We start from the raw sequence: 20,704 nt of genomic DNA on the forward strand, positions 1-20,704 counted from the left end.
AGGATATGCCTTTAGCAGATAGAATAAGACCAAAAACAATGAATGATGTAATAGGTCAAAGTCATATAATAGGTAATGGCAAAATATTGTCTAAGATATTACAATCTAATTTTTTACCAAATATGATATTTTTTGGTCCTCCAGGTGTTGGAAAAACCACAGTAGCAGAAATAATAGCAGAAAAAAGCAATAAAAATTTCTACAAAATAAATGCTACAAACTCATCTCTAGAAGATATAAAAAAGGTGATATCAGAACTTGGAAGTATAAATAATATAAATGGAGTTTTGTTATATATAGATGAAATACAAAGTTTTAATAAAAAACAACAACAATCAATATTAGAATTTATGGAAAATGGAAGTATAACCTTAATTGCTAGTACCACAGAAAATCCATATCATTATGTGTATAAAGCTCTTTTAAGCAGGTCTACTGTGTTTGAATTTAAACCTTTAGAGAAGTTTGATATAGAAAAAGGTTTGGAAAGAGCTATTGAAGTATTAAATGAAGATAGTTATATGGATATTGAATGTAATAAAGATGCGATTGAAGATATAGCTATTCTTTCTGATGGAGATATGAGAAGAGCTTTGAATATTTTGGAAATGGTAGTTTATTCAACCAAACCAAATAAAGATAATATAACTCACATAGATTCAGATGTAATAAAGTCATCTACATTTAATAAGATTATAAATTATGATAAAAATGGTGATAGTCATTATGACATTTTAAGTGCATTCCAAAAATCTATAAGGGGAAGTGACCCACAAGCGTCTATACATTATCTAGCAAGACTTATAAAAGGTGGAGATTTGATAAGTATATGTAGAAGACTTTTAGTAATAGCTAGTGAAGATATAGGTCTAGCTTATCCAAATGCTATTATGATTGTAAAGGCATGTGTAGATTCGGCTATGCAACTTGGATTTCCAGAAGCAAAAATACCATTGGCAGAAGCTACTATTCTTTTAGCTACATCTCCAAAATCTAATTCTGCATGTATGGCAATAATGAAAGCTATGGAGGAATTAGATAAAGAGTTTGTTAAGGACATACCAAATAGTATAAAAGATGCTCATTATTCTGGTTCTAAAGATATAGGTAGGGGTTGTGGATACAAATATCCTCATAACTTTAAAAATCATTATGTAAAGCAACAGTATTTACCAGATAGCATAAAAGATAGTATCTATTACATACCACAAGAAAATAAAACTGAAAAAAATATAAAGAAATATTTAGAATATCTAGACAGTGATTTTTAAACTGGACTTTATGTATCGGGGGTAGATATTATGATTATAAAGCTTAATTCAACTTATCATAGTAGAGTTATGAAATACTTAAAAAGAGAACCTGAGTACAATTTGTTTATAATAGGTGACATTGAAAGATATGGATATGGACATAATTTTTTAAATATATGGGCAGACATAGATGAAAAGGGTGAAATAAGGGCAGTATTACTTAAATATTTTGAGTTTATGATGTTTTATTCTGATGGAGAATATGATGTTGAAGGTTTTTATAATCTACTTTGTAATACCAATTATGAAGAAATTTCTGGGAAAATATGTGCTGTGGATGCATTAGCAAAAAGATTAGGACTTAATAATCTAAAGATAGTTGATTTTTGTAAACTTCAAACTAGAAAATTCTTGGTAAATAATAACTGTAATGAAAAGATTAAAAAAATTAGGCTTGGTAATCTTAAAAAGACAGTAAGGCTTTATGATTTGATAGATGAATTTCACAGCACTACTTTAGATAATTTAAAAAATGGATTGAGGACAGGTAGAGGATATTGTATAGAGATTAACAAACAAGTAGTATCCATGGCAAAGAGTACTTCAGAAAATAAGACTCATGCAATGATAATTGGAGTAGGGACGCATCCAAAGTATAGAGCCAAAGGACTTGCTACAAAGTGCCTTATTAAACTGTGTTCAGAACTCCTAAGAGAAAATAAAATACCTTGTTTGTTTTATGATAATGAAGAAGCTGGAAAGATATATAAAAAACTAGGATTTGAGAACATTGGAAAATGGGGGATTTATTCAAAATAAAAAATTTCAAATTAATCTTGACAAAATTAGTAGGGTATAATAAAATGATGTTGAAAGTAATTCCTACTAAATCAGTATGAATTAGATTTCTATATAGAGGTGATAATATATGAAGTTGTCTACTAAAGGTAGATATGGATTAAAAGCAATGTTTGAATTAGCATTAAATCAAGATAATGGACCAGTGTCATTAAAATTTATTGCTAAGAAACAGAAAATATCAGATCAGTACTTAGAACAAATATTTTCATCTTTAAAAAAATCAGGTCTAGTAAAAAGTGTAAGAGGTGCTCAAGGAGGTTATTTGCTTTCAAAGAATGCTGAAGACATAACAGTAGGTGACATACTTGTAGTATTAGAAGGACCAGTTGCATTATCTGACTGTGTACTAGATGAAGATGTATGTGAAAACTCAAACATGTGTGTAACAAAAATAGTTTGGGAAAAGATGAAAAAGGGTATAGAAGATGTTATAGATTCAATTACTCTAAAAGATATGATAAATGACTATAACAAAAATAAATTAGAAAATGATATAACAAATATTAAAAAATAGATTTGGAGATGAATGTAATGGAAAAAAGAAGATTGTATATGGATTATTCTGCAACAACACCTGTTAAAAAAGAAGTATTAGATGCAATGATGCCATACCTAACAGACTATTTTGGGAATGCATCTAGTTTTCACACATTCGGAAGAGAAGCAAAAGATGCTTTAGATAAAGCAAGAGAGCAAGTAGCAGACCTTATAAATGCTGAACCTAGTGAAGTGTATTTTACAGCTGGTGGTTCAGAAAGTGATAACTGGACATTAGAAGGTGTAGCTTATGCTAATAAAAATAAAGGTAATCATATAATAACTTCAAAAATAGAGCACCATGCAATACTTCATACATGTGAATACTTAGCAAAACATCATGGATTTGAAATAACTTATTTAGATGTTGATAGCGAAGGAAAAGTAGATTTAAAACAATTAGAAGATTCAATAAAAGATACTACTATACTTATAAGTATAATGTTTGCAAATAATGAAATAGGGACTATACAACCTATTAAAGAAATATCTGAAATAGCTAAAAAACATAAGATATTATTCCACACTGATGCAGTACAAGCTACAGGTAATATTCCAGTAGATGTTAAGGAACTAGGAATCGATTTAATGAGCATGTCTTCACATAAAATCTATGGACCAAAGGGAGTAGGAGCTTTATACATAAGAAAAGGTGTAAGACTTCATAACTTTGTTCATGGTGGAGCGCAAGAAAAAAGTAAAAGAGCTGGTACAGAGAACATACCTGCAATAGTTGGATATGGAAAAGCAGCAGAATTAGCTAAAGCAAATATGCAAAATCATGTAGAGACTTTAACTCGTCTTAGAAATAAGCTAATAGATGGTGTATTAGAAAGAATACCTTATACAAGAATAAATGGTAGTTTAGAAAATAGACTTCCAGGAAATGCAAACTTTGCGTTCCAATTTATAGAAGGTGAAGGAATACTTTTATTATTAGACATGCTAGGAATTGCTGGTTCAAGTGGTTCTGCTTGTACTTCTGGTTCATTAGACCCTTCACATGTACTTCTTGCAATAGGTTTACCACATGAAATAGCACATGGTTCATTAAGACTTACAGTTGGAGATTTTACAACAGATGATGATATAGATTATATATTAGAAAATTTACCAAATGTTATAGAGAGACTTAGAAGTATGTCACCACTTTATGATGATGCAAAGAAACAAGGCTTAGTAAAATAGACAGAGAGATAAAGCATAAAAAATAGACATAAATTGAGTAGGAGGAAAAAATAATGCAATATAGTGATAAAGTTATGGAACATTTTATGAATCCAAGAAATATGGGAGAAATTGATAATGCAAGTGGTGTAGGTGAAGTTGGAAATCCTACTTGTGGAGATATAATGAAGATATTTTTAGACATAGAAGGAGATGTAATAAAGGATGTTAAGTTTAAAACATTCGGCTGTGGTTCAGCTATAGCAAGTTCTTCTATGGCAACTGAAATGATAAAAGGTAGAACTATAAAAGATGCATTAGAACTTACAAATAAGGCTGTTGCTGAAGCTTTAGATGGTTTACCACCAGTAAAGATGCACTGTTCAGTTCTAGCAGAACAAGCTGTAAAAGCAGCACTTATAGATTATGCTCAAAAGAATAATATCCATATACCAGAATTGGATGGATATGTTATAGATGATGCTCATGACCATGATGTAGAGGAAGAAGAATAAAAATAAGTGATTGTATCTTGAGAAAGTTTAAAATGATTTAAAAGAAGTATTAATGATATAATTAGGACATAAAAAATAGCTGTTTGTAAAATGGCTATTTTTTATTGCCTAAATTAAGTGTTTTAAATTGATTTAGAAGTTAATTAGTTAACAAAATATATCCATAAGATTCAAATAATAAAGATGATTATTTTTTTAGAAAATAGAACAAGCTATATTTTAAATAAGTACAATGCTTGCTCTATATGATATAATAATAAGTAATGCAAAAGATGAGGTGAAATTTGTTTATGAATAAAAAAGTAATGATAGGTATGAGTGGAGGAGTGGATAGCTCTGTAGCTGCATATCTTTTAAAACAACAAGGTTATGATGTCATTGGTGTTACTATGAAATTGTGGCAAGATGATGACGATGTTGAAAATGAAGGTGGTTGTTGTTCTTTATCAGCAGTTGAAGATGCTAGAAGAGTAGCAAATAAAATAGGTATACCATTTTATGTTCTAAATTTTAGAGAAGTATTTAAAGAAAAAGTCATAGATTATTTTATAGATGAATATTTAGAAGGAAAAACTCCTAATCCTTGTATAGCTTGTAATAAGCACATAAAATTTGATGATTTTTATAAAAAAGCCAGACAAATAGGTTGTGATTATGTAGCTACAGGTCACTATGCAAAGATAGAAAAGGATGAAAGTACAGGAAGATATTTGCTAAAAAAATCTGTTACAGATAAAAAAGACCAAACTTATGCACTTTATAATCTTACACAAGAACAACTAGAACATACTTTATTACCAATAGGTGATTATGAAAAAGATAGGGTAAGAGAAATTGCTAAAGAAATGGGCATGGCAGTTCACAATAAGCCTGACAGTCAAGAAATTTGCTTTGTAAAAGATAATGACTATGCAAATTATGTAAAAAAACATTCTAAAAAACGTATTGAAGAAGGTTTTTTTGTAGATACTAAAGGCAATATACTTGGAAAACACAAAGGTATACTATATTATACAATAGGTCAAAGAAAAGGACTTGGAATTACTTTTGGAAAGCCAATGTTTGTAATAGATATAAATCCAATAAATAATACTATAGTTCTTGGAGACAATGAAGAATTGTTCAAAAAAGAACTTATTGCAAAAGATGTTAACTTTATATCAATGGATAAATTAGAAGAACCATTAAGAGTTCAGGCAAAAATAAGATATTCAGCAAAACCATCACCAGCAACTATTCATAAAATAGGAGAAGATACTATTAAAATAGTTTTTGATGAAGCTCAAAGAGCAATTACTAAAGGTCAATCTGTGGTAATGTATGATGGAGATATTGTAGTAGGTGGAGGAATAATCGAGAAAAGTTTATAAAAACATCTAAAACATCTAAAAAATTTAAAAAATAAATAATAAAGTATATTAAAGTGGAATAAAGTTTATAAAATAAATTTATTGTATATGAAAATATAGTATTGATTAATTTTGTAAAATTTAGTAATATAATTAGTATATTAATTAAAAAGCAAATACAGTGATGAGGAATAGTAAAATATTTGATGTCTTACAGAGAGAGGGAAAATGCTGGAAGCCCTTAGAATATAATATTTGAAGCAGCCTTTTAGTAGCAATCTTGAACAATTTATCTTATGTAAAGAAGATATAAGTAGAGATTGACGGTAGTTACGTTATAGCTAAGGTTTTCCGAAGATATCATAATTTTTATGATAATTAGGGTGGTACCGCGATTGTCCTCGCCCCTATAAATTTATTTATAGGGACGAGGTTTTTTATTTAAACGAAAAAATAAAATTTATTAGGAGGAACATAATATGGAAAAGATGGGATTAAATGAAATAAGAAGTAAGTTTTTAGAGTTTTTTGAGTCAAAAGGTCATTATGTAGCAAATAGTTATTCTTTAGTACCAAACAATGATAAGAGTTTATTACTTATAAATTCAGGTATGGCACCTTTGAAAAACTATTTTTCAGGTGTAGAAGTACCTCCAAATGTAAGAATGTGTACATCTCAAAAATGTATAAGAACTGGAGATATAGAAAATGTAGGTATAACTGCAAGACATGCTACATTCTTTGAAATGATGGGTAACTTCTCATTTGGAGATTACTTTAAAAGAGAGTCAATCAAATGGGGCTGGGAATTTGTTACAGAATGGTTAAATATACCAGAAGATAAGATATGGGTGACTGTATATGAAGAAGATGATGATTCTTATGATATATGGGCAAAAGAAATGAATTTCCCAGAAGAAAGAATGGTTAGACTTGGTAAGGATGATAACTTCTGGGAAATAGGTACAGGTCCTTGTGGTCCTTGTTCAGAAATTTATTTTGATAGAGGAGAAGAGTATGGATGTGATAATCCAGATTGTAAACCAGGGTGTGATTGCGACCGCTGTGCGACATGTTGCTAGTTGAAAAGACTAGCCATTAATGTGAGCCAAAGAAGGAGGTATCAAATAAACTTCTTTAAAGGTGAAAGCATTAGTGAACTGATAACTTGATATGTCAAATGATAGAGTAACGTCTTGAAGGGCAACCCTAATACTCCGTTTGGCTTTTGTAGATGAACAACCTTGATACATTAGTCAAAAGCACGGTGAAGACGGCAGAGATTATGCCCTAAGACTCTATATGATTCGCTACGTCGATTGACTAGGTTCTACTGGACTGAACCTTACTTATAGAATCTATAGAGAAACAGGAAATGGGGCTAGAGGTAGTCAAGCATAAACATATGCCGGGGGTCTATAAAATACCTATGGTTAGAATGTATCCTAAAGATACTGACGAATCTTCGAATGTACGGCTCTATACGCAAACGACACAGAAATGTGTTGGGATTCCACTGAGAATCGTCTCAGAAGTTGAGTAAAATTATCGGTTATGAAAGACTTTATACTGTTACAGGCAGTATCGTTGAGACAGGGTTATAGAAGAAGCCTAAGGGTATATGTTAAAAGATAGAGTTATCGGAACGTGGAAAGCTAATGACGAGGAGGCTATTGTTCAGCTTATGATACGTTAACAAGGAAATTGGTATGAATTTTGAATAGTAATACAAGTTACAAAACGACATTTGAATCCTTACGTTTACTTCACCTAAAGGTGGAAATATAAAACGTAAGGAGGTGATAAAACATGCAAGATACAATGGTACAAAACAATGTAAGATATATATGCAATTCAGCAACAAATAGCAACACAACAGAATCTAAGATTGACCAAGATATCATAGACCAAGAAGGTAAGACACAACTCGGTTTTGGGGACAATCATAGAGGGTGTATTACAATTGGGTCATCAGAGTATATTTATACAAGAAGACTCAAAGACCCTTTCCAAGTAGATATAGGAGAAAATCCATACATATATACTTTGGAAAGAGTCAATAAATCTTTTAATATATAACACCAACAATTATATGTTATAGGTTTATTAAAATAAAATAGCAAGACAAAATTCAAAAACACCATATAACTTGTTTTAACATTAGTGAGAGTAGAGCCATAGTACCGTAGAAGCTTCTGTAATGGAAGTGGATGGGATAGGCTCAAGTCAAATAGCAAAAGATTATTAGATTAATTTAAATTCATTGGGGTTCACGGTAGGACTAAGAAAGATTATGTTCCTTACACAAATTATAGAAAGGAATAAATCGACCTAATCAATGTATAATACGGAAACGAAGGCAATACTTAATAAGGATTTAAAACCATTAAAGAGAGATATGCTTAGATTTAACGAGTACTACAATATGCAACACATATTCGATAATCTATATAAGCAGAGTCAGCAAGGAAGTAAATTTAGCAATTTATACAATATTATAGCAAGTGAAGAAAATATTTTGTTAGCTTTTAGAAATATTAAAACTAATGCAGGAAGTAGAACACCAGGGACTAATAGGCATAATATTAAATATTGGAAAGAAAAACCTACTGAGGTTTATCTTCAATATATCAAGAGAAGACTAGAAAACTACAGACCACAAAAAGTCCGTAGGGTTGAAATTCCAAAAGCTAATGGGAAGATGAGACCTCTAGGAATACCTTGCATAGAAGATAGACTCATTCAACAAAGCATTAAGCAAGTTCTAGAACCAATATGTGAAGCAAAGTTTCATCCACATAGTTATGGTTTTAGACCAAACCGAAGTGCAGAACATGCAATAGCATATATGATGAAGAAAATTAATCTTGAAAAGATGTATATGGCTATAGACATAGACATTAAAAGTTTCTTTGATAATGTTAACCATAGTAAGTTATTAAAACAGATGTGGTCAATAGGTATTAGAGATAAGAAAGTATTAAGCATCATAAGTCATATGTTAAAAGCTAAAGTTGAAAATGTAGGAGTACCAGATAAAGGTGTGCCACAAGGAGGTATTTTATCTCCTTTACTATCCAACATAGTACTTAATGAATTAGATTGGTGGATTAGTAACCAATGGCAAACTTTTAAAACTAAATATCCATATATGCATTCAAACCATAAATATAGAGCATTAAGAAGAACTAACCTAAAGGAAATGTATATAGTAAGATATGCAGATGATTTTAAAATATTGTGTAAGAATAGAAACCAAGCTAAACGAATCTTTACAGCAACCAATAATTGGTTAAAAGAAAGATTAGGACTCGAAATAAGTGAGGAAAAATCCAAGATAACAGATATTAGATATTCCAATTCTGAATTTCTAGGGTTTAAACTCAAAGCTTATAAAAAGAAAAAGAAATATGTGATACAATCCAGCATGACAGATAAAGCGAAGCAACAGACTATAAGTAATATAAAAGAGCAATATGAAGTAATAAAGCATTACCCAATTAACAAAAATATTTACACGCTTAATCGAATCATTGCAGGGTCGCATAATTATTATAAAATAGCAACAAATGTATATAGGGATTTTTCCAATATACAATATAATCTTTCTAAATGTTATAAAAATCGCTTAGATAATCTAGTTACAAAACAAGGTGCAGTTACAGAAGAATACCTGACTAAATACAAGCAATACGGCATAAAGGAACAATATATAGCTGATGCAGTTGTATATCCCTTAACAGGAATAAGAACAACAATGCCACACGTATTTAATCAAAAAGTTACAAACTATACAAATGAAGGACGGCAGATTATACACTCAACTTTGGGATATATAGACCATGAAATGTTGAATTATATAGCTAAGAATCCAATTCCAAATAGAAGTGTGGAGTACAATGATAACAGACTTTCACGGTATTCAGCACAACAAGGTATTTGTCAAATTTCCAAACGACTCTTAAATGAGGATATGGAATGTCATCATGTTATACCTAGAAGCTTAGGTGGTGACGATAGATACAGGAATTTGATACTCATACTTCCATTTGTACATAAATTGATACACGCAACAAAACAAGAAACAATTAACTTCTACCTTGAAGAATTAGATTTGAATAAGCAAGATATTAAGAGAGTCAACAATTACCGTGTGAAAGTTGGAAATGAATTAATTTAATTGATTGCCTATTTGAGGGAACGCCGTATGAGGTGAAAGTCTCACGTACGGTGTGGGTCGGGGGAAAAGACGGAGATAACATCAAACTCTTACCTATCGACATATTTGGAATTCTGGAACCATGTATTTACTCAATTTGATAGAGATGAAGAAGGAAACTATAGCTTATTAGAAAGTAAAAATATAGATACAGGTATGGGTCTTGAAAGAATGGGATGTATCATGCAAGGTGTTGATACTATCTTTGAAGTAGATACAATTAAGTCTATATTAGAAGCTGTTGAGAAACTAACTGGAGTAAAGTATGGAGTGAATCCAAAAAATGATATTTCACTAAGAATAATAACTGACCATATAAGAGCTGTAACATTCTTAGTTAGTGATGGAGTACTTCCATCAAATGAAGGAAGAGGATATGTCCTTAGAAGACTTCTTAGACGTGCTGCTCGTCATGGTAAATTATTAGGTGTAAAAGAATTATTTTTACAAAAGCTAATAGATGAAGTTATAAAAGTAAATGATAAAGCATATCCAGTTTTAGTTGAGAAAGAAAGCTACATTAAAAAAGTAGTCGGTATAGAAGAAGAAAAATTCAATGAAACTATAGACCAAGGAACAGAAATATTAAACTCTTATATAGAAGTATTAAAAAGTGAAGGAAAAACTGTTTTAAGTGGTCAAGAAGCTTTTAAATTATATGATACTTATGGCTTCCCTATAGACTTGACTAAGGAAATCTTAGAAGAAGAACATTTATCTGTAGATGAAGAAGCTTTTAATGAAGAAATGGAAAAACAAAAAGAAAGAGCTAGAAATGCTAGAGGAAATATGGATGGAGAAAGCTGGAAAGAAGACCCTCTATCAAAATTAGAAACTACAGTTGACAGTATATTTAATGGATATAGTGAAATATATGGCGAAGGAACTATTGAAGCTATAGTTAAAGATGATGAGTTAGTTCAAAGTGCAAAAGAAGGCGATAAGGTATCTATAGTACTAGACAATACTACTTTCTATCCTGAAGGTGGAGGACAAGTTGGAGATTGTGGATTAATAACTAATGAAAATTTAGTTGTAGAAGTACTAAATACTAAAAAAGGAGCTAATAATAGTATAAAACACATAGGTATAATAAAATCAGGAAAAATAAGCAATGGAGATAAAGTGAAGACACTAGTAGACAGAGAAATTAGAATGTCAGCTGCAAGAAATCACAGTGCTACACATTTACTTCATAAGGCATTAAAAGAAGTATTAGGAGACCATGTTAATCAGGCTGGTTCTTTAGTTACTCCAGAAAGACTTAGATTTGATATTACTCACTTTGAAGCTATATCAAATGAAGAATTAAAAGTAATAGAAGAAAAAGTAAATAATGTTATTTTATCATCTTTAGACATAAAATGTGATATTATGAATATAAAGGAAGCTAAAGAAAAAGGAGCTACAGCACTATTTGGTGAAAAATATGGTGATGAGGTAAGAGTAGTTTCTATGGGAGATTATTCTACAGAACTTTGTGGAGGAACTCACTTGACAAATACTTCTCAAGTAGGAATGTTCAAGATATTATCTGAAGGTGGGGTAGCAGCAGGTGTAAGAAGGATAGAAGCGATAACAGGAAAAGCTGTTTATGAATATCTAAAAGAAAGAGATGGAATTATCTCTGAAGTTTGTGTAAACTTAAAATCTAAGGAAGATAATTTAATTCAAAGAATAAGCTCTTTATTGGAAGAGAATAAAAATTTATCTAAAGAATTACATGATATGAAAGCTAAGATGAGTTTACAATCAGCTGATTCTATTTTTGATTCTAAAGTTGAAGTAAATGGAGTTAATTTAATAACTAATAAATTTGAAGGTATGGACATGGATACACTAAGAGAAACAGCAGATAATTTAAGAGATAAGCTTGGTTCTGGTGTAGTGGTACTAGCAAATGTAGTAGATGATAAAGTTAACTTTGTAGTTACTGCCACTAAAGATGTATTAGACAAGGGAATACATTCAGGTAATATTGTCAGAGAAGTTGCAAAAATAGCTGGAGGAAAAGGTGGTGGAAGACCTAATATGGCACAAGCAGGAGCTAGTGATGTATCTAAGGTTGACCAAGCTTTAAGCTATGCAAGTGAGGTTATTAAGACACAAGTTAAATAACATTCACTTAAGGAGGTTTTTAATTTGGAAAAAGATTTAGACTACACTATGAAATTTGAAGGGATACCAGAGGATAGAATGAGTGTAGGAGACACTATTGATTTTGTATATAAAGCACTAGTTGAAAAAGGATATAACCCTATAAATCAAATTATAGGGTATCTCCTTTCTGGTGATTCTAGCTATATAACTAGTCACAAAAATGCAAGAGCTATAATTAAAAAATTTGAAAGAGATGAGATACTTGAAGAAGTAATCACGCACTATCTGAATAGAAAGTAGGTCAAATAAATGAGAAAAAAGATTATGTCATTGTTTGCAGTAGTCATTATGATTTTTGTATCGACTGCCAGCTATAGTTTTGCTGAAAAAAAAGGCAAGGTTATATTTATTGATATGAATAGGACTAATCTTGGAAGTATGATGAATATTCCAATCTTAAAAAACGAGTTAGAAAAGAGAGGCTATATAGCTCTCATGAATATAAGAGGGGATCAAGGTACTGACGATAGAAGGTCTTATGCAAGTATGGGTGCAGGAACAAGAGCTAATGTGACTACTGAAGACTATATCAATTTTCAAAAAGTAGACCAAGATACTGCTAAAGTTTTTGAAGTTGCAACAGGTCAAAAAGCTAAAGAAATAAATGATTTAAGTATTAATAAATCAATAAACGAAAATCTTGAGTCTGGAGAATATGGAGCAAACTTAGGGTCATTAGGAAAAACTTTGTCAGAAAATGGCCTAAAGACATCTGTGATTGGAAACTCTGATATCATTGAAAATAATCAAGTAATTAAAAATAGAAATCTATGCTTAGTTGCTATGGACCAATACGGAAGAATTGATTCAGGAAATATTGATGATATTAATAAAAAAGATTCTAAAATGCCATTTGGAATGTCTACAGACTACAATAAGTTATTAGATGAGACTAAAAAATCTTATAATAATAGTGATGCTATATTTGTGGAACTTGGAGATACATATAGATTAGATATGTATAGATTGAATCTAAATGATAATACTTATTCTACAATGAAGAAAAACATTGTAAAAAATATAAATAAGTATCTTGAACAAGTATTTTCTATGGTTGGAGAAAATGACACTGTTTATATATCAAGTGCGTTTCCAAGCGATTTAGATTATAAAAATAAAAGAAGACTTTCTCCAATAATAAAATTTAGTGGAGAAGGGAAAGGTCTATTGGAATCTGCAACAACAAGAAAAGCTGGAATTGTTGCGAATCTAGATGTTGGAGTAGATATATTAAATGAATTTGGTCTTGAGAATAAAGAGATGGTAGGTAGAAGTTACTCTTTGGTAAACAAAGAAGACAATGCTAGTTATCTGAAATCACTTTATGAAAGGATAGTATCTATATCTTCAATAAGGTCAAGTATTATAAATGGATTTGTAGGAGTAATATCTGCTTCTTGGGTAATTGCAATGTTTGCAGTTTTCTTTAGAAATTATATGCCACATAAAGAGCGTGTATTCAAAGTACTTAAAGAGTTTATAAAATTAGGTATAATAATGCCACTATCATTTATGTTAGCTCCTTTGATGAATTTTAAAACTCCACTTTCAATATCTTTAGGGATATTTGCTACTACATTAATATTGTACTTACTGGGTAGAAAATTATTTAAAGACAATGATATAAAACACATGGGATTTTTTGCGGCCCTTACTATTTTAGTCATAGTTATAGATTCCGTATTTGGAACATATTTAATGCAAAATAATATAATGAGTTATGATGCTGTTATTGGAGCTAGATACTATGGTGTAGGGAATGAATATGAAGGTGTAACTATTGCAAGTGCAGTATTTGGTTTAGCAGTATTATTACATTACAAGAAGGTATCTAAGTTACTTGTTGTAATTTTTTCATTAATAATACTTATAACTAGTGCATATCCTTCAATGGGTGCAAATGTTGGTGGAGCTATATCAGAATGTGTAGCGTATTTATTGTTTATAATGCTTATATATGATATTAAAATAGATTTTAAGAAAGTTATATTACTGGTTATTTCAACTGTGGTTGTGGTTTGTGCATTTGCAGCTTTAGATATAGTTTCAGGTAGTGAATCTCACTTAGGTATGTTTGTACAACGAATTTTCTTAAATGGGCCAGGAGAGATATTACAGACATTTGGAAGAAAAATTCAAATGAATATGCAATTAGCACAGACAAGTGTATGGGTAAATATTTTACTTGTAGGAATTGGAGTAATTGCAGTACTTATATTCAAACCATCTAGACACTTTAGGAAGATAATGAACAACTTCCCAATATTATTTAAAGGTTTTATTGCATCTATGGTTGGTTGTATAATTACTCTTTTAGTTAACGATTCTGGTATAGTTGCTGCATCTACAGCATCTATATATATACTTATACCACTTATAATAATAAGTATAAATATGATAATATTTGAAAAAAATAACTAAAGAATTTTTTACTGTTTATATATTATTTAAATAAAAAATGCAATATGATTACTAATGTAAACTGAATAGCTTACATCAAAAAATCATATTGCAATTTTTATGATTGATAATATGTATTTAACTTGTAGAATATAAATAAACAAAGGAGGAATTATGTTAGACGGAAGAATAATGGGGCTTGATGTTGGTGATAAAACTATTGGAGTTGCTGTGAGTGATTTAATGGGATTAACAGCACAAGGTGTAAAAACGATAAGAAGAGTTGGAAAGAAAAAAGATATTGAAGAAATAAAAGCAATAATAAAAGAAAAGCAAGTAAATAAAATTGTATCAGGATTGCCAAAAAACATGAATGGAACTTTGGGTCCACAAGGAGAAAAAGTAATCAAGTTTTGTGAATTAATAAAAGAAGAAACAGGTCTTGATGTAGATTTCTGGGATGAGAGACTTTCTACAGTAGCAGCGGAGAGATCTCTATTAGAGGCAGATGTAAGTAGACAAAAGAGAAAAAAGGTTATAGATATGTTAGCAGCAGTAATAATTTTGCAAGGATATTTAGATTTTAAAATAAATTCATAAAAGAGCTATAAAATTGAATACTTATGATATATAATATAAATAATAAAAATAAAAATAAATTTGAGGTGAATGACATTATGGAAGAAAATATAATAAATTTAATAGACGAAAATGGCGTTGAAAGCCAATTTGAAATAATATTAACATTAGAAGCAGAAGGAAAAGAGTATGCAATATTAATGCCTTTAGATGATGAAGAGGCTGAAGAAGCTTTAATCTTTAGAATTGATGAGGACGAAGAAGGTGAAATATTAATACCTTTAGAAAGTGATGAAGAGTATGAAACTGTTGTAGCTGTATACACAGCTATAATGGAAGAAGAAGGTTTAAATTATGACGAAGATGATTCAAATGGACTTAACTAGATAGAAAGTTAAGTTTGTATATAAAAATTCAGGTATTTATTATTTTTGCTTTAATTAAGATTTATTAATTGTAAAAGCATTTATAGTATATATCTGTTTTTTTTATTTTTATTAAAAATATTAAAAAATTTATGGATTTTGGTGAATAATATATCTTTTATGGGTATATATTTATATTGTGAGAATAAATTAAATTTTTTCAAATGTCTTGACAAAAAATGAATTATCAATTACAATATTATTTAATAAAGATTATCAATTGAAAATAGTAAGGGTGATGTTATGGCAAACACAATGGATTTATTAAAAGACAAGTTAAAAGAAACTGGTTTTAAGATTACGCCACAAAGAAGAGCAATAGTTGAAATATTGCTTAAACATGACCATTCACATCTAAGTAGTGAAGAAATCTATGATTTGGTTAGGGTTGACTGTCCTGAAATAGGTTTAGCTACTGTATATAGAACAATGCAGTTGTTGGATGAAATAGGGTTAATATCAAAACTAAACTTAGACGATGGATGTATAAGATATGAGATTAGTCTACATAAAGAAGACTGTCATAATCATCATCATCTTATTTGTAAAAATTGTGGAAAGATAATGGAAGCTAAAGAAGACCTTTTAGACAATATAGAAAAAGAGATACAATCATTGTACAAATTTAAAATACTTGATCATGATGTTAAATTTTATGGATTATGTGATGAGTGTAATGGAATAAGCGACTCAGAAGAATAACCTTCTATTGCTTAATGTCAATGGAAGAATAGTATAGAACTTTTATATTCTATGCTATTCTTCCATTTTTTATTATGAGTTGGTTATGATATACAAATATATAGTTTTCAAAGTATTTATAATTTTAATACTGAAAATATAATTAATCCTATAAGGATGAAAATAAATGATTTTTCTATAAAATTACTGAATGGACCTCCAACAGTTAAAAAGCCTAAAGAAATTTTTTTCTCACTTAATGGATAAAAAATTGGTATTCCTTGTTTTGTAAATAAATCTCCTAAAAACATATGGCTTGCATAACCAAGAGTCCCATAAAAAGATAAATTATTAATACTAGTGATTAATTCTATCTGTTTTAGTAAAAAATATATTATTATAGTTGCAAATATGCTATGAGAAAAACTTCTGTGCTTCAGCCAGGGAAAAATTGACAACATTAGACAAAAAATTATAAAATATATTTCAACTTCTATGATGTATAAGCATATAGCTAATAGTATAAATATTAATGATAGAAAAACTTTTCTAAGAAACGTATGTGTTAATTTTGCTTCAATAATTATAATTGCAATAAATGTAATTATTGCACTTAAATAAAAATTATCATTTATATTTATTGAAATAAAGAAAATAATAATATTAACAGCATATATAAAAATTCTATATATGTATTTGGATATATTGTTTTTTAGAATGAAATTTGAGACCATAGAATTAGATTTATCCAAATCGGGCAGTACGGCAAAAGTAGCTGAAACTAAAATGTCAACTAAAGATATAGGAATTTTAAATATTAAAGACGTTTGGATAGCTGTTAAGATTCCTATTGCACAATGAGTTTTACCACGCATAAATCCTCCTAAAATATCCGATATTAAATCATATAATATTTAGAGGATATCAAAATAAAATAGGTTTGTCAAAATAATACGTTAAATGTATTTTAAATATAGCTTAAAATATGATACGAATTATGGTACAATAATAATAACTGGTAGCGAGTGCGTGATTTGATATTATTTAGGATTGTAGAACGTGTTAAAAAATTAAATAGACAGAAGGAGATGATGCAATTGTTCAAAAAGAACACCAATAAGATAAAGGTAATGGCCTTAGGTGGACTTAACGAAGTTGGAAAAAATATGACTGTTGTTGAGTATAAAGATGAAATAATTGTTATAGATGCTGGACTTAGTTTTCCAGAAGATGAAATGTTAGGGGTAGATATAGTTATACCAGATATAACTTATTTAGTCAAAAATAGGGATAAAATAAAGGGTATATTTATTACACATGGACATGAAGACCATATAGGGGCTCTTCCATATATATTAAAGAAGATAAATGTACCTGTGTATGGAGCAAGACTTAGTATAGGTCTTATACAAGTGAAACTTAAAGAGCATAAGATGAATAATGTTAAGTTAAATGTCATAACTCCAAGACAAGTTATAAAACTTGATAACATGGAAGTAGAGTTTTTGAAAAATAATCATAGTATACCAGATGCTTACTCTATTGCAGTACACACAGACCAAGGTATAATATACCACACAGGAGACTTTAAGATTGATTTGACTCCTATTGATGGTGATGTTATGGATATGCATAGACTCTGTGAGTTAAGCAAAAAAGGAGTACTTTTAATGCTGGCTGATAGTACTAATGCAGAAAAACCAGGATTTACTATGTCTGAAAAGACTGTTGGAGTAGGTCTTGATGAATTATTTGCAAAGGGAAATGGCAGAAGAATCATAGTTGCTACGTTTGCATCCAACATACACAGATTACAACAAATAATAAACACAGCTGAAAAGTTCAATAGGAAAGTTGCTATATCAGGTCGCTCAATGGTCAATGTAGTTGGAGTTGCAAAAGAATTAGGATATCTAGATATTTCTGATGATATGCTTATAGATTTAAATGATATATGCAAATATGAAGATAGTGAGTTAGTGATAATAACAACTGGTTCACAAGGTGAACCTATGTCAGCTCTTGCTAGAATGGCTTTTTCAGAGCACAAAAAAGTAGAGATAAAGAGTGGCGATTTAGTTATAATATCTGCTCATCCAATACCAGGAAATGAAAAATTAATATCAAGAGTAATCAATTTCTTATTTGAAAAGGGAGCAGAAGTAGTTTATAGCGACATAGCTGATATACACGTTTCTGGACATGCCTGTCAAGAAGAATTAAAACTTATACATGCATTAGTTAGACCTAAGTTTTTTATGCCAGCTCATGGTGAATATAGAATGTTAAAAAAACATGCTGAGATAGCTGAACAACTTGGTATGGACAAAGAAAATATTTTTGTCATGCAAACAGGAGATGTTTTGGAATTAGATAAGAATTCTGCTAAAGTAGCAAATCGTATACAAACAGGAAACATATTAGTCGATGGATTAGGTGTAGGCGATGTAGGTAACATAGTCTTAAGAGATAGAAAGCATTTATCAGAAGATGGTCTTATGATAGTTGTAGTAACTATTTCTAAGGATGAAGGTAAAGTTTTAGCAGGCCCAGACATAATTTCTAGAGGATTTGTATATGTAAGAGAGTCAGAAGATTTAATGGATGGGGCAAAAGATATAATTAAGAATGTCCTAAATGAATGTGAAGAGAAAAATATTAAAGAGTGGGCTTATTTAAAGAATAACATTAAAGAAAACCTAAAAGAATATTTATATCAAAAAACTAAACGAAATCCAATGATACTTCCTATAATAATGGAAGTGTAGTATATAAAAAACTATAAAATTGAAAATTAGACCTCTTGTAATTTTTAAGATAATATCAAAAATCTAGTTGATATTATCTTAAGAATTGCAGGAGGTCTTTTTAATTTGTGATATTGAAAAACATATATTACATAAAATACCAATTATAACAATCTTTTATTAGTAAAAACTAATTATATATAAATTTTACTAAGAGGAGGATTCTTATGGATAATATTTCAAGACAAAATGCTATAAAAGCCTTAAAACAAACCAAGATGGAAATAGCAGGAGAATATGGCATGAATTATGAAGATGCTTTTGAAATAATAGAAAATGCATCTAATAAAGGTGTTTTAGAAGGTTATTTTAAAAAGCTTGAGAAGAAAAAAAATTTAGGTCAAGGTATATCTAGGCATTTAGAATAAAAAAAGTTAAATGTGAGAAAATAAGTTTAAATAAACTTTAAGAGGTGACATCGATGAAAAAATTAGCTAGTACTGCTTTGGCTATATTACTTGCGCTTACTCCTTTAAGCTTTTCTTTTGCAAATAATAAGGAAAATGCTGATGCCAACCAACTAAATATATCTTCAAAATCAGCAATTTTGATGGATGTTGGTAGTGGACAAATTTTATACGAAAAGGATGCTCATAAAAAGCTTCCTCCTGCTAGTGTAACGAAGGTAATGACAATGCTACTTATAGTAGAAGCTTTGGATTCAGGTAAGATTAAGCTTGATGACGAAGTTCAAGTAAGTGAAACTGCATCTAGTATGGGTGGTAGTCAAATATTCCTAGAGCCAGGAGAAACTCAAAAGGTTGATACATTATTAAAAGGTATAGCTGTTGCTTCTGCAAATGATGCTTGTGTCGCTATGGCTGAACATTTAGCTGGAAGTGTTGAAGGATTTGTTGACAGAATGAATGCTAAAGCAAAAGAATTAAATATGAATGATACTCATTTTGCAAATACAAATGGACTTCCAGTTGCAAACCACTATACATCTGCTCATGATATAGCTTTAATGTCTAGAGAACTGTTAAAACACGAAATGATAAGTAAATACTTAACTACATGGATGGATAAAGTTGTGGTAGGTAAGAAACAAGTTACAGTAGGTCTTGCAAATACTAATAAACTTATAAAGCATTACCAAGGAGCAACTGGTGTTAAAACTGGATTTACTCAAGAAGCAAAATACTGTTTATCAGCAGCAGCAAAGAGAGGTAATACTCATCTAGTTGCAGCAACTTTAGGAGCAGAGACTTCTCCAGAAAGATTTAACGATGCGTCTAGTCTTTTAAACTATGGATTTGCTAACTATGAAAGTGTTAAGTTATGTAGTAAAGGTGATAATGTAGCAACACTTACATTGGATAAGGCAGATGAAAACAAAGTTAAATTAGTTGCTAAGGAAGATTTAAATGCTCTTATTAAAAAAGGAAGCTCTAAAGAGTTTGATAAGAAAATTGAAATAGTAAAAAATCCTAAAATGCCAATTAAAAAAGGAACTGTTTTAGGAAAGATAAAGATATGTAAAGATAAAAAAGTAATAGGTGAAGTAGAATTGATAAATACTAAAGATATAAATAAAGCAAGCTACCTACAAATGCTTCAAAGAATAATTGATAATATGATATAAATAATTGCCAAATGATATATAATTACAATCCACATAAAAAATACCCATATAGAATTATTTACTATAGGGGTATTTTTATTTGTTTTTATAGAAGGATTGTCTAATTTTATGTTTTTTATAGAGAACTTGATAAATATATAAAACTTAGAATATTATTTTATATTTA

19 protein-coding genes, 1 pseudogene and 1 other annotated feature are annotated in these 20,704 nt (G+C 29.8%); of the genes and pseudogenes, 19 read left to right on the forward strand and 1 reads right to left on the reverse strand.

From position 1 onward, the window contains the following. Positions 1 to 5: 5 nt before the first annotated feature. The 16 genes and pseudogenes from KGF38_RS09460 (at position 6) to KGF38_RS09535 (ending at position 16,167) form a co-directional block, all read left to right on the forward strand. On the forward strand, positions 6 to 1,271 hold the full coding sequence (locus tag KGF38_RS09460; protein WP_054269771.1) for a replication-associated recombination protein A: 1,266 nt from the start codon (positions 6 to 8) through the stop codon (positions 1,269 to 1,271). A gap of 30 nt (positions 1,272 to 1,301) precedes the next feature. Then, positions 1,302 to 2,072 (forward strand): GNAT family N-acetyltransferase, encoded by a 771-nt coding sequence (locus KGF38_RS09465; protein ID WP_054269772.1) that lies wholly within the window; start codon positions 1,302 to 1,304, stop codon positions 2,070 to 2,072. Positions 2,073 to 2,181: 109 nt separating this feature from the next. After that, the gene (locus KGF38_RS09470) at positions 2,182 to 2,628 is read left to right on the forward strand and encodes an RrF2 family transcriptional regulator (protein WP_003419409.1); all 447 of its coding nucleotides are present in this window, start codon (positions 2,182 to 2,184) and stop codon (positions 2,626 to 2,628) included. Between the two features lie 17 nt (positions 2,629 to 2,645). After that, the gene (gene nifS, locus KGF38_RS09475; protein WP_054269773.1) at positions 2,646 to 3,839 is read left to right on the forward strand and encodes a cysteine desulfurase NifS; all 1,194 of its coding nucleotides are present in this window, start codon (positions 2,646 to 2,648) and stop codon (positions 3,837 to 3,839) included. A 53-nt stretch (positions 3,840 to 3,892) separates the two neighbouring features. After that, complete coding sequence (gene nifU, locus KGF38_RS09480) at positions 3,893 to 4,333, forward strand: Fe-S cluster assembly scaffold protein NifU (protein ID WP_054269774.1); 441 nt, start codon at positions 3,893 to 3,895, stop codon at positions 4,331 to 4,333. Between the two features lie 290 nt (positions 4,334 to 4,623). Continuing rightward, positions 4,624 to 5,703: a tRNA 2-thiouridine(34) synthase MnmA gene (mnmA, locus tag KGF38_RS09485; protein ID WP_176702473.1), complete on the forward strand. Its 1,080-nt coding sequence runs from the start codon at positions 4,624 to 4,626 to the stop codon at positions 5,701 to 5,703. Between the two features lie 151 nt (positions 5,704 to 5,854). Then, positions 5,855 to 6,094 (forward strand) — a binding site (T-box leader). Between the two features lie 67 nt (positions 6,095 to 6,161). Beyond that, positions 6,162 to 6,746: pseudogene (locus tag KGF38_RS09490) on the forward strand (alanine--tRNA ligase-related protein); the annotation flags it as partial. 341 nt (positions 6,747 to 7,087) lie between these two features. Then, positions 7,088 to 7,225: a hypothetical protein gene (locus KGF38_RS09495; protein WP_176702474.1), complete on the forward strand. Its 138-nt coding sequence runs from the start codon at positions 7,088 to 7,090 to the stop codon at positions 7,223 to 7,225. A 266-nt stretch (positions 7,226 to 7,491) separates the two neighbouring features. Next, on the forward strand, positions 7,492 to 7,761 hold the full coding sequence (locus KGF38_RS09500; protein ID WP_074178892.1) for a hypothetical protein: 270 nt from the start codon (positions 7,492 to 7,494) through the stop codon (positions 7,759 to 7,761). A gap of 259 nt (positions 7,762 to 8,020) precedes the next feature. After that, entirely contained in the window at positions 8,021 to 9,862 is a 1,842-nt protein-coding gene (gene ltrA, locus KGF38_RS09505; protein WP_079770254.1) for a group II intron reverse transcriptase/maturase, read from the forward strand. A gap of 75 nt (positions 9,863 to 9,937) precedes the next feature. Beyond that, positions 9,938 to 12,019 carry an alanine--tRNA ligase gene (gene alaS / locus KGF38_RS09510; RefSeq protein WP_227832320.1) on the forward strand — a complete coding sequence of 694 codons (2,082 nt, stop codon included), beginning with the start codon at positions 9,938 to 9,940 and terminating at the stop codon, positions 12,017 to 12,019. 24 nt (positions 12,020 to 12,043) lie between these two features. Then, positions 12,044 to 12,301 carry an IreB family regulatory phosphoprotein gene (locus KGF38_RS09515; RefSeq protein ID WP_003419418.1) on the forward strand — a complete coding sequence of 86 codons (258 nt, stop codon included), beginning with the start codon at positions 12,044 to 12,046 and terminating at the stop codon, positions 12,299 to 12,301. 9 nt (positions 12,302 to 12,310) lie between these two features. Further along, positions 12,311 to 14,482, forward strand: a complete 2,172-nt coding sequence (locus tag KGF38_RS09520; RefSeq protein WP_074178893.1) for a hypothetical protein — start codon at positions 12,311 to 12,313, stop codon at positions 14,480 to 14,482. 153 nt (positions 14,483 to 14,635) lie between these two features. Further along, entirely contained in the window at positions 14,636 to 15,061 is a 426-nt protein-coding gene (ruvX, locus tag KGF38_RS09525; RefSeq protein ID WP_054269778.1) for a Holliday junction resolvase RuvX, read from the forward strand. A gap of 77 nt (positions 15,062 to 15,138) precedes the next feature. Further along, positions 15,139 to 15,426 (forward strand): DUF1292 domain-containing protein, encoded by a 288-nt coding sequence (locus KGF38_RS09530; RefSeq protein ID WP_021384007.1) that lies wholly within the window; start codon positions 15,139 to 15,141, stop codon positions 15,424 to 15,426. Between the two features lie 282 nt (positions 15,427 to 15,708). Beyond that, positions 15,709 to 16,167, forward strand: coding sequence for a Fur family transcriptional regulator (locus tag KGF38_RS09535; RefSeq protein WP_021384065.1), 459 nt, complete (start codon positions 15,709 to 15,711; stop codon positions 16,165 to 16,167). Positions 16,168 to 16,283: 116 nt separating this feature from the next. Here KGF38_RS09535 and KGF38_RS09540 read toward each other — a convergent pair whose 3' ends face one another. Then, complete coding sequence (locus KGF38_RS09540; RefSeq protein ID WP_054269779.1) at positions 16,284 to 17,021, reverse strand: metal-dependent hydrolase; 738 nt, start codon at positions 17,019 to 17,021, stop codon at positions 16,284 to 16,286. 216 nt (positions 17,022 to 17,237) lie between these two features. Here KGF38_RS09540 and KGF38_RS09545 point away from each other — a divergent pair, with 216 nt between their 5' ends. The 3 genes from KGF38_RS09545 to KGF38_RS09555 all read left to right on the forward strand — a co-directional run bounded on the left by KGF38_RS09545 (position 17,238) and on the right by KGF38_RS09555 (position 20,538). Further along, the gene (locus KGF38_RS09545) at positions 17,238 to 18,914 is read left to right on the forward strand and encodes a ribonuclease J (protein WP_074178894.1); all 1,677 of its coding nucleotides are present in this window, start codon (positions 17,238 to 17,240) and stop codon (positions 18,912 to 18,914) included. 206 nt (positions 18,915 to 19,120) lie between these two features. Beyond that, on the forward strand, positions 19,121 to 19,321 hold the full coding sequence (locus KGF38_RS09550) for a CD1290 family small acid-soluble spore protein (RefSeq protein WP_021384062.1): 201 nt from the start codon (positions 19,121 to 19,123) through the stop codon (positions 19,319 to 19,321). 53 nt (positions 19,322 to 19,374) lie between these two features. Next, positions 19,375 to 20,538 carry a D-alanyl-D-alanine carboxypeptidase family protein gene (locus tag KGF38_RS09555; RefSeq protein ID WP_054269781.1) on the forward strand — a complete coding sequence of 388 codons (1,164 nt, stop codon included), beginning with the start codon at positions 19,375 to 19,377 and terminating at the stop codon, positions 20,536 to 20,538. Positions 20,539 to 20,704 lie beyond the last annotated feature (166 nt).

The sequence above is a fragment of the Clostridioides sp. ZZV14-6387 genome (genome assembly GCF_020657835.1).
Taxonomy (GTDB): Bacteria; Bacillota; Clostridia; order Peptostreptococcales; family Peptostreptococcaceae; genus Clostridioides; species Clostridioides difficile_A.